The organism is Thioalkalivibrio sp. ALgr1, assembly GCF_000378285.1.
Classification (GTDB): Bacteria; Pseudomonadota; Gammaproteobacteria; order Ectothiorhodospirales; family Ectothiorhodospiraceae; genus Thioalkalivibrio.
This window is the reverse complement of the sequence record NZ_KB905134.1, coordinates 1-9,892: the sequence shown is the minus strand read 5'-3', so window position 1 is coordinate 9,892 and position 9,892 is coordinate 1. Positions and strand designations below refer to the sequence as shown.

10 protein-coding genes, 2 tRNA genes and 1 pseudogene are annotated in these 9,892 nt (G+C 63.6%); 9 read left to right on the top strand and 4 right to left on the bottom strand.

The features are described from left to right. The first annotated feature begins 190 nt into the window (after positions 1-190). Positions 191-691: a lactoylglutathione lyase gene (gene gloA, locus F466_RS0107785; protein ID WP_018993794.1), complete on the top strand. Its 501-nt coding sequence runs from the start codon at positions 191-193 to the stop codon at positions 689-691. Positions 692-852: 161 nt separating this feature from the next. Then, positions 853-2,736: a DEAD/DEAH box helicase gene (locus F466_RS0107780; RefSeq protein WP_018137722.1), complete on the top strand. Its 1,884-nt coding sequence runs from the start codon at positions 853-855 to the stop codon at positions 2,734-2,736. A 50-nt stretch (positions 2,737-2,786) separates the two neighbouring features. Here the strand turns inward: F466_RS0107780 and F466_RS0107775 are convergent, their stop codons facing one another. Then, on the bottom strand, positions 2,787-3,548 hold the full coding sequence (locus F466_RS0107775) for a TIGR01458 family HAD-type hydrolase (RefSeq protein WP_018993793.1): 762 nt from the start codon (positions 3,546-3,548) through the stop codon (positions 2,787-2,789). A 113-nt stretch (positions 3,549-3,661) separates the two neighbouring features. Beyond that, positions 3,662-4,282, bottom strand: coding sequence for a methyltransferase domain-containing protein (locus tag F466_RS0107770; RefSeq protein ID WP_018993792.1), 621 nt, complete (start codon positions 4,280-4,282; stop codon positions 3,662-3,664). Between the two features lie 78 nt (positions 4,283-4,360). Between F466_RS0107770 and F466_RS0107765 the strand changes: the two genes are divergently transcribed. Both F466_RS0107765 and F466_RS0107760 read left to right on the top strand, forming a co-directional pair. Next, positions 4,361-5,068: an MBL fold metallo-hydrolase gene (locus F466_RS0107765; RefSeq protein ID WP_026296432.1), complete on the top strand. Its 708-nt coding sequence runs from the start codon at positions 4,361-4,363 to the stop codon at positions 5,066-5,068. 65 nt (positions 5,069-5,133) lie between these two features. After that, positions 5,134-5,210: transfer RNA gene (locus tag F466_RS0107760), tRNA-Arg, on the top strand. A gap of 212 nt (positions 5,211-5,422) precedes the next feature. On the opposite strand, the gene F466_RS0107755 is transcribed toward F466_RS0107760, so the two are convergent. After that, positions 5,423-5,668, bottom strand: coding sequence for a helix-turn-helix transcriptional regulator (locus tag F466_RS0107755; RefSeq protein WP_018649427.1), 246 nt, complete (start codon positions 5,666-5,668; stop codon positions 5,423-5,425). A 119-nt stretch (positions 5,669-5,787) separates the two neighbouring features. Here F466_RS0107755 and F466_RS0107750 point away from each other — a divergent pair, with 119 nt between their 5' ends. The 4 genes and pseudogenes from F466_RS0107750 to F466_RS0107735 all read left to right on the top strand — a co-directional run bounded on the left by F466_RS0107750 (position 5,788) and on the right by F466_RS0107735 (position 8,507). Continuing rightward, a complete protein-coding gene (locus F466_RS0107750; protein ID WP_018875070.1) occupies positions 5,788-6,021 on the top strand; it encodes a hypothetical protein in 234 nt (77 codons plus the stop codon). Beyond that, complete coding sequence (locus F466_RS0107745; RefSeq protein WP_018993790.1) at positions 6,014-7,231, top strand: site-specific integrase; 1,218 nt, start codon at positions 6,014-6,016, stop codon at positions 7,229-7,231. Before F466_RS0107750 ends, F466_RS0107745 begins: the two co-directional genes overlap by 8 nt. Continuing rightward, positions 7,221-8,198 (top strand): annotated as a pseudogene (locus F466_RS13155) (TraI domain-containing protein). Before F466_RS0107745 ends, F466_RS13155 begins: the two are co-directional and overlap by 11 nt. 232 nt (positions 8,199-8,430) lie before the next feature. Next, positions 8,431-8,507 (top strand) — tRNA-Arg (locus F466_RS0107735). A gap of 347 nt (positions 8,508-8,854) precedes the next feature. Here the strand turns inward: F466_RS0107735 and F466_RS0107730 are convergent. Further along, positions 8,855-9,583 (bottom strand): hypothetical protein, encoded by a 729-nt coding sequence (locus tag F466_RS0107730; RefSeq protein ID WP_018993788.1) that lies wholly within the window; start codon positions 9,581-9,583, stop codon positions 8,855-8,857. Positions 9,584-9,665: 82 nt separating this feature from the next. On the opposite strand from F466_RS0107730, the gene F466_RS13150 reads away from it, so the two are divergent. Next, the coding region (locus F466_RS13150; protein ID WP_018993787.1) for a transposase at positions 9,666-9,892 on the top strand (227 nt) is incomplete at its 3' end.

Sequence of the window (9,892 nt, the reverse complement as noted above, 5' to 3'; positions counted from 1 at the left end):
CGAGCCGAGCGAAGCGATCTCCCAACGCAGGCACCGACGTTGGGGCAGACCCGACAGGCTGCCGCGTCGGCTGCGCCTCCTCGCAGTGACGGGGGATCGCGGACGACGCGATGGTGGTACTTGAGGGAACCTCGGCCCCTGTGTTCCAGTCTTCCGGGACACCCCCCTTTAGCCGATACAAGGACGCACCATGAGCGACAATCCCACCGCAGGCTTTCGCTTGAACCACACCATGCTGCGCGTGAAGGATCCGCAGAAGGCGCTGGACTTCTACCAGCGGGTGTTCGGCATGCAGCTGGTCAAGACGCTGGACTTCCCGGAGTTCGAGTTCACGCTCTACTTCCTGGCGCAAATCGGCGAGGACGAGCCGCACCCGCCCAAGGATGGCGGGGAGGCCACCCGCTGGATGTTCAGCCAGCGCGGCATCCTGGAGCTGACCTACAACTACGGCACCGAAAAGGACGCCGACTTCTACTACCACGACGGCAACGAGGAGCCGCAGGGCTTCGGCCACATCTGCTTCTCGGTACCCGACCTGGACGCGGCCGTGCACTGGTTCGACGAGAACGATGTCGAGTTCGTGAAGCGCCCGGACGAAGGCGGGCTGAAGGACATCGCCTTCGTGAAGGACGTGGACGGCTACTGGATCGAGATCCTGGAGCCGGCGCGACTGACCGGGCTGGGGAAGTAGCAGACCCCAAGCCCTCGTAATGCCCGCGTTTGTTCGCGGGCAAGAGTTTTATTGCATATGCGCAGACGTATTTCGTTTCGCAATTCGTGTATGATGCGCGCTGAGTAGATTCATCCGATTTTCGCCGGGCCTTGTTCCGGCCCGCCCGAGTACCCCCTGAAATGTCCGAATCCCCCTCCTTCGCCGAACTCGGCCTTTCCGAGTCGTTGGCCCGTGCCCTGTTGCAACTGGGCTTTACCACCCCGACCCCGGTCCAGGCTGCGTGTATCCCGGCCCTGCTGGCCGGCGACGACGTGCTGGGCGAGGCCCAGACCGGCACCGGCAAGACCGGCGCCTTCGGCCTGCCGCTGATCGACTCGATCGATCCCGCGCAGCGTCGCGTGCAGGCGCTGATCCTGGCGCCGACCCGCGAGCTGGCCGGCCAGGTCGCCACCGCCCTGGAGGGCTTCGCGGCCAGTATCGACGGGCTCGAGATCCTGCCGGTCTACGGCGGCCAGCCCATGGGCGTGCAGATCCGCGCCCTGCGCGATGGTGCGCAGGTCGTGGTCGGAACGCCCGGCCGCGTGGTCGACCACATCAAGCGCGGCACGCTGACACTGGATGCGCTGCGCATGGTGGTGCTGGACGAGGCGGACGAGATGCTGCGCATGGGCTTTGTCGAGGAGATCGAATGGATCCTCGAACAAACCCCGGCCGAACGCCAGACCACGCTGTTCTCCGCGACCATGCCGGCGCCGATTCGCCGCATCGCGCACCGCCACATGCGCGAGCCGCAGGAGATCCGCATTGGCGCGGGCAACGAGGCCGGCACCGACATCGATCAGAGCTACTGCCTGGTGGACCAGCGCCACAAGACCGAGGCCCTGGGCCGGATGATCGAGGTGGAGCCGGAACTGGACGCGGCGATCGTATTCGCCCGTACCAAGGCCGCCACCGCCGAGATCGCCGAGGCCCTGAACGCACAGGGCGTGCAGTCCTCCCCGCTCAATGGCGACATGGAACAGGGCGAACGCGAGCGCGTGGTCGCCGACCTGCGCGATGGTCATCTGGACGTGATCGTGGCCACCGACGTGGCCGCCCGCGGCATCGACGTCCCGCGCATCACCCATGTCTTCAACTACGACGCCCCGGGCGATGCCGAGGTGTACGTGCACCGCATCGGCCGTACCGGCCGCGCCGGGCGCAAGGGCCGCGCGATCCTGTTCCTGGAGCCGCGCAAGCGGCGCATGCTACGCGATATCGAACGCCTGACCGGCAAGCCCGTGCGCGAGCAGAAGGTCCCGGATCGCGCCGCCGTGATCGCCCGCCGCGAGGAGCGCCTGGCCGAGCGTCTGCAGGCCGAGCTGGCCGGCGAAGCGTCGCCGCAGCTCGACGCCCTGCTGGACCGGCTGCTGGCCAACGGCCAGATGGGCGAACGCGATCTCGCCCGCGCCCTGCTCGCCCTGGCGACCCAGGGCACGCCGCTGGATGGCACGCCCAACGCGCACGATCCCGTGACGGCGGCCGCCAGCCGCCCCGAACGCGACAGTCATCGTGCGGATCGCAACCGTGACCGCGCCCCCCGCCCCAGCCGCGGCAAGGACCGCGGGCCGGAAGCGGACATGGTGCGCTACTACATGCCGGTCGGGCGTAACCACGGCATCGCCCCCGGCGCCATTGTCGGGGCGCTGGCCAACGAGGGTGGCCTGAACGGCCGCGACATCGGCCGGATCGGCCTGCAGGACGACCACAGCCATGTGGACCTGCCGGCCGCGCTGGACGAGGCCGCGGTGCGCCGCCTGGGCAATATCCATATCGCCAACCGTCGCCTGGAAATGGCGCGCTCTGTCCCGACTCGCGACTCGCGTGCGACCGAGCGCCACGCCCCGGCTGCGCGCAAGCCCCACGGCCCCGGCAAGCCGGCCGCCAAGCGGCGTGGCCCGGCCCCGGCCAACGGCAAGCGCCCGGCCTATGCGGCCGCCGGAAAGCCGCGCAAGGCGCCGGGCCGCAAGGCCAACGCCAGCCGCGGTGACGGCACCCTGTCGGTCAAGCGCCGCTCGGCCTGATCCCCGCCAGGACCCGTGCGCCGGTCAACAACGGCCGGCGCACGGTTACGTCAACTCAATAGCGCATCCACGATGTCGGCCAGGCGATCCGCCAGGCCGGCACCGCGGTGTTGTGCCCGCTGTTCGTCGCCGTCCTGATACTTGCCGGTGCGCACCAGACAGGCGGTCAGACCCGCGGCGCGTGCGCCGTCCACATCCCCCGACACATCGTCGCCCACCATCAGCACCTGCTCCGGTGGCAGATCCAGATCCGCAATCGCCGCATGGAACAGCCGGGCATCCGGCTTGCCGAAGTTCTCGGCCTTCAGATCGGCGGCGTACTCCAGCGCACGCACGAACGGGCCGATATCCAGCGACAGGCCATCCGCCTCGCGAAAATAGCGGTTGGTCCCCATCACCCACAGCGGTGCGCCCTCCATCAACACCCGAAACGCGCGGTTGAGCACGGCGTAGTCGAACGCGGCGCCCATATCCCCCAGCACAACCACATCCGGATCGCCCGTGGGCACGCCCTCGAACTCGGGTTCCAGCGCCGGGTGCACCAGCAGCAGCGGGCTGCGGGACTCGGACTCGAGCCGCTCGCGGATCGCGGAGGGGGCCGTCGTCAACTGCGCAGACTCGAACCCGAAGCCGAGGCCGGCCAGCTTGTCGATGATGGCCGCGCGTGGCTCGCGCGTGGTGTTGGTGATCAGACGGATCGGGAGCCCGGCGGCCTGTGCCCGCTGCACGGCCTCGATGGCGCCCGGGAGGGCCTCGCCGCCCACGTACAGCACACCGGAGAGGTCCAGCAACAGCGCGCGAACCTGCTCCATTCCCTCCGGCATAGAGTTAAGCATGAGTATCCCCCTTGCCGCGGCACTTCACGCGGTATCCGGCCGGAACCCATGGGTCCCGACTCGGGGCACGGGTGTGCCCTTTACCCGATTCAACGCCGAATCAGGCGATGAAGCAACTCGAACTTGCCATTGGTGTGTTCGGTCCGCCCGGCGTCGTTGCGCCACTCCCAGCGGCTGTCCGGGAACAACGCCCGCATGTCCGCCATCTCGCAGTGAAACGGCGGCCCGCCCTCGCGCCCGGTCTGCATGAAGCACGCGAACAGCTCGCCGTCCGGACGCAGCCAGGCATGCAGCTGCTGCTCGTAGGCGGGCCACTGCTCGGGCGGGATCGCGCACAGGGAGGTCTGCTCGTAGACGCCATCCACCGGCGTCTCCGGCTGCCATGCCAGCATGTCGGCCTGGACGACCTCCGCCTCCAGCCCCTCCCGCTCCAGCTGTTCGCGCAGATGCCGCACTGGCGTGGGCGCCACATCCAGACCGGTCGGGTAATATCCGTGGCGGGCCAGGGCCGGGACCTCGTGTCCGAAACCGCAGCCCGGCACCACGATCCGTGCGCCTTTCGCCAGATCGGTGATCGCCAGCCACGCTTCCAGCGACGGGCTGGGGCCACCGCGATCCCAGCGCGTGGATCCCTCCTGATAGCGGGACTCCCAGTCGGCCTCCGCATCCAGGGCGGCGTTAACGGCCGACGACTCTTCGGAATTTTGCATCTCTCTCCTTCCCTGCGGACGATGGAACCAGTAATGCACGGACCCTACCAAACTGGAAACGACTCAATGGAGGCCGCAATGGACCGCAACGACCTGCCCTACCGCATCCACCGCCAGGAACTCGGGCCGATGGAGAACTTCGTCTACCTGATCGAGGACATGGCGAGCCGCCGCGCGGCGGTGGTGGACCCGGCCTGGGAGCCGGACGCGATCCTCAGCCAGGCGCGCGAGCAGGACGTGACCATCTCCGACATCCTGCTGACCCACAGCCACCACGACCACATCAACGGCGTCGAGGCGATCCTGGAGCAGTACCCCAATGCCCGACTGCATATCCTCAAGCCCGAGGCCGAGTTCTGGGGCAAGGAGCTGGAGCGCCCTGAACTCCACCACGGCGGCGACACGATGAAGCTGGGCGATACCGAGATCCGCTTCCTGCACACGCCCGGCCACACCCCCGGCTCCGCCTGCTTCCACATGCCGGCCGGCGACGACCTGATTACCGGTGACACGCTGTTTGTGTTCGGCTGCGGCCGCTGCGACCTGTCCGGGGGCGACCCCGAGCAGATGTTCCATACGCTGAACGGGCTGCGCGAGGGGCTCCCGGCGCATACCTGCATCCACCCGGGCCACAACTATGCGGAGAAGGCCGAATCCACCTTGGCGGAACAGGACGAGGGCAACCCGTTTCTGCACTTCCACGACCAGGACGAATTCGTCCACTACCGCATGCACGAACACGACCGGGTGCGCTCCACGCCCTACCATCCCATCCCGCGCGGCTGAGGCAAATCGCTCATGGCGCTTGCATCCCTCGGGACCAATCGCGATAATGCGCGCCTTCAGTCGATGCGCCCGTAGCTCAGCTGGATAGAGTACCTGGCTACGAACCAGGTGGTCGGAGGTTCGAATCCTTCCGGGCGCGCCATATTCCAGAGAAAGGGATCAGTGACTTACAGTCGCTGGTCCTTTTTTCGTTTTGGGGCAGGTCGCGTCCCGTGACACTCTCGTGCCACTTCTGTGACAAACCCGTAATACGCAGTTTGGGCTACTCGTGCCCTACGAGTACCTAGCTTCGTGACTCATTCCGTACCTTGTGGCTCGTAAGAAGCCCTCCGAGCGCATCCCAGCGGCCTGTCCTCAGGAGCGGTGCGACGCATCTCCTTCGTCAACAAACTCAACCAGTTCTTCGATGCGGCATCTGAAGTACTTGCACAGGCGGTCCAGTGTATCCGTACCGACGTTATAGCCTTTGTTGTTGGCGATCTTCGAAAGCGTAACGCGGTGGACCCCTGCCTCCTCAGCAATTTCCTTGAAGGTCACCACACGTCCCTCTTGATACTCCTTCTCCGCTACGAGCTCTTTCAGCTTGATGCGTATAGCCATGACGCCCGAGCACTCCATTTGTAGTTGACACGCTACATCGATTGTGTACGATCGACATTGTGTGAAGCGCACACGCTACACACGAAACGAATGGACTTCATCGATAAGAGGGACGATACATGAGCTACACGTACCTGACCACAGAAGGTCTCGCCGAACGGATCCACTACGACACGCGCACGATCCGTGAACGCCTCAAGGACAGCGTTCTCATTGAGGGAATTCACTACTTCCGGCCATTCGGCGGTCGCAAGATCCTTTTCATCTGGGAAACGATCGAACGGGACATGATGGATAAGGACGGCGGGGTGCCCGCCATACCCATGGCCAGCGGGGGGGCGTGTCATGGCTAGAGTGCGCGCCAGAAAAGACACCGGGAAGCTCTACTTCGACTTCTTCTATAAGCGCGTTCGGTGCCGCGAGTGCACAACTCTAGATGACACCGCAGCCAACCGGCGAAACATGGAGAAAGTCGCAAAGAAGATCGAAGCCGAGATCACACTTGGCTCCTTCGAATACGGTCGGTACTTCCCCAACAGCAGCCGAGCGGTCAGGTTCGCCGCCGAGCTGGAAGGCGCCGCCCCGACCGAAGCGGACGACGAAACGGCCAGCACCCCACTGTTTCGCGATTTCGCCGAACAGTGGCTGCAAGAAAACGAGGTCGCCTGGCGCTTCAAGACGCTGGAGACCAACCGCGGCTCCCTGCGACGGCACCTGCTGCCCTACTTCGGTGATCAAAGGGTCAGCGACATCAGCAAAGCGGACATTCTTGCCTTCCGGTCCGAGCTCGCCAAAGTTCCAGGCCGGAAAGGCAACGCGAGCCTGTCCCCAAAGACCATCAACCACACCCTCGGGGTGCTCTCAATGGTCCTGGCCGAAGCCGCTGAGCGCTTCCAGTTTACGTTCCCGATGAACAATCTGAAACGGCTCAAGCAGCCACGTAAGGAAATCATGCCGTTCACGTGGGAGGAAACGCAGAAGATCATCAATACGGTTCGAGCCGACTACCGCGACTACTTCATCGTGCGGCTTTTCACAGGACTGAGAACCGGTGAAGTGCACGGCCTGAAGTGGAAGTACATAGACTTCGATAAGGGTCAAATTCTGGTTCGCGAGACCTACAACCAGGGGCGGACGGAATACACCAAGAACGACGGCTCACAGCGTGAGGTGGCCATGTCTTCCGTGGTCGCAGAGGCCCTGCAGCGGCAGTTCCGAGCCACTGGCAAACAGGAATACGTCTTCGTCACGAAGGCCGGCCGGCCACTGGACACCAAGAACGTCACTCAGCGGGTCTGGTACCCATTACTCCGCCATCTCGGGCTTGAGCCTCGCCAGCCCTACCAGTGCCGGCATACCGCGGCCACACTTTGGTTGGCGTCTGGAGAGAACCCGGAGTGGATCGCCAGGCAACTGGGCCATACCACGACCGAGATGTTGTTCCGCGTGTATTCGCGGTACGTCCCGAACCTGACACGCCAGGATGGTTCCGCCATGGATCGTCTCCTGCGTTCTCTCCAAGGGAACGCCGAAGAGCATACGGAGGTGCGCAATGAAGGCTAACGACGTTCAAGAACTGCAGCGAATGGTCGGGATGGATGACATCGCATGCTATGAGCCCGTCATTTTCGCTGCACGGGTCGAAATCCAGTGCGAAGGCCGAGCTCCTAGCTGAGAACCCTACTACCGACTTCGGGTCTATGATTCGACCGGTTATTTCACGGCCTTCGCAAGGATTCGAGATTGGGAGGGACATCCCTTGGGAGGAGGTCAGTTCCGATCCCTCTCCCTCCACACCATCGAAACAGAGCGCGGACAGCGGCACGTTGTGGCTTATCCAGAAGTCGGGACGGCACTGCCCGAGAAGGGGCCGCTGGATCTCCTCCCCGTCCACCGCGCACCCGACCCTGGCAGCCTGCAGCGCCTGGTCAATCTGGTGGAGAACCTTTCTATTGAGCCCTACCGAGAATTCGTCAGTGAGGCCTTCTCGGATCAGGAATTCGCCATCCAGTACCTCACGCTCCCGGCCTCCAAGCAATGCCACCATGCCAAGACTGGGGGGCTGATCGCCCACAGCCTCGAACTGGCCGAAGCGGTACATGCGGTGGGTCGGGCCATGGCATTGCCAACGCTGCAAACGGAAGCCGGCATACTCCTGGCCCTGATGCATGACATCGGCAAGATCGTCCTTGCTTCGGAATTCGCCGAACGGGTACCCACTCGCTCGCATGAAGAGCTCATCGAATACGCCCTCCAGGAACCGCTGCTTTCCCTAAAGCAGATGGACGCAGACGCCTATCACACGCTGTGGGCACTCATCATTGCCTACCGCAACGGCGACAGCTATTCAGCACCAATGGCAACCGTGGTGCGTGGCCTGGATGGCTGCAGCGCCCAAACGGATGCGACCTTCCAGAGCTCATCACAGGCGCCGACGCACCGGTACTGGCAATCCCCGTGCGGAGGTCGAAAAGTCTGGATTCCGCCCCTCTTCAGCCACGACACCCGTCGCCGCGCCGGTCAAAGCTGACCAAACCAACCCCAGATCCCAGCATGCCATCCAAACCGGGATCTGGGCGCTTGATCAAAATCGTGGTTGGATGCCTCCCCTGCCACAAAGCCGCTATCGTTTCTCACGCATTCCGCAGCTCAGTCAACGCGGCCTATCACAGCGGCTTCTAGCGTCCGATCGTGCAAGCTGGTTCATAGAGACCTCTTGCCCAGAGGTCCTGCCTCTAAGTTCATCAATCGTGGCAACGATCGCGCCCGTAGCTCAGCTGGATAGAGCGCCAACCCCCGAAGGTGGAAGTCAGAGGTTCGAATCCTCTCGGGCACGCCATTTCAAGCATCCCATCAATCTTCAGCGACCGCCAATCGCGAGTGTCACTACCTAGTAGTCGCACGCACCACGGGGAGTGCCGATCTCTGCGCCCATGACCGGCATGTTTTCGTGCCGGTCCCCAGCTTGCGCCCGCCAGGTGCCCTTCGCGGAGTGGGCCCACCCAAGAATGGCCGCAAAAACTAGCGAACATTTGACAGAAAGAGCTATGGGGAGGGCTGGGCGTCGCTACGCTTTCTCACCTGCACCGAACAGCGGAAAAGGGGCTGAAACGGATTGGCTATTTGAGGGCAACGGACCTATACGAAAGGGCAAGGCTGCCCACGTCACAACCTGATGCACCAGGATCAGTATCCATACTTTTCCTTCCTCTGGACAAACGCGTCGCGCCCACCTTCCAGGAGCCGTGAGACATCATCACGGATCGCCGGCACATCGATGGACCCTTGGCGCTCCAGCGGCATGGCGCCATGATCCTCGGTCGCCTCGAAGACGCCGATCCATTCGGCATCCCCAAATACCGGTATGTTCGCGTTGTGGGTAGCAAATATGAACTGGCGCTCCGTCTTGGCGCCCCGCAACTCTTGGACAATTCGGTCCGCGATAAAAGCGTTGTCCAGATTGTCTTCTGGTTGGTCCATGATCAGTGGATCGGGATTGTCCAACAGCAAAACATGAAGAATGGCGGTGCACTGCTGCCCAGTGGATAGACGCTCCAGCGGCCGGTAGTTCTCGCCTTGGTGCGCCACGTTGAGCTCCAAGACGAGGCGATCTTCCAGGTCGACTGTCTCCAATTGAAGCCGCTGACTGTTATCCATCCGGCAAATGGCTTCGGCTTTTGCGCGCGTGACGCCCCAATTCTTGGACTGCAGCTCAGCAGGCCCTTTCTCCATCGCCTCAACTAAAGCCGCGATCGTCAGCGCATCTGCGTCATCCACCCAGTTCACGCTGCCTTCACCGATCCCCGGCAATTGCCGGAGGAATTCTTTCAGCTGCCGTCTGTTGCCACCGGCGATTACCTGGATCCGCAACTTGCCCTTAAGTTTGCGGCTAAGGCTTTCGGCAGCCTGTTCCAAGGCCCGCGTCCGCGCTGTGCTGGTCTAATTTTCGTGGACACCTCGATCGGTGGAATGATTGGGATCTGATCGAGGAGACGATATGGGACGCAGGAATTTTGATCCGGAGTACAAGCTTCGGGTGGCCCGGATGGTGGTGGATGAGGGCCAGAGTGTGCCGCAAGTGGTGCGGGACACCGGGGTGGGCGAGACGGCCGTTCGGCGCTGGGTCGAGCAACTCAAGGCGGATCGTGCCGGGGAGGCCGGCGATGGCCGGCCTTTGACGCCGGAGCAGCGACGGATCCGGGAGCTGGAGGAAGAGAATCGCCG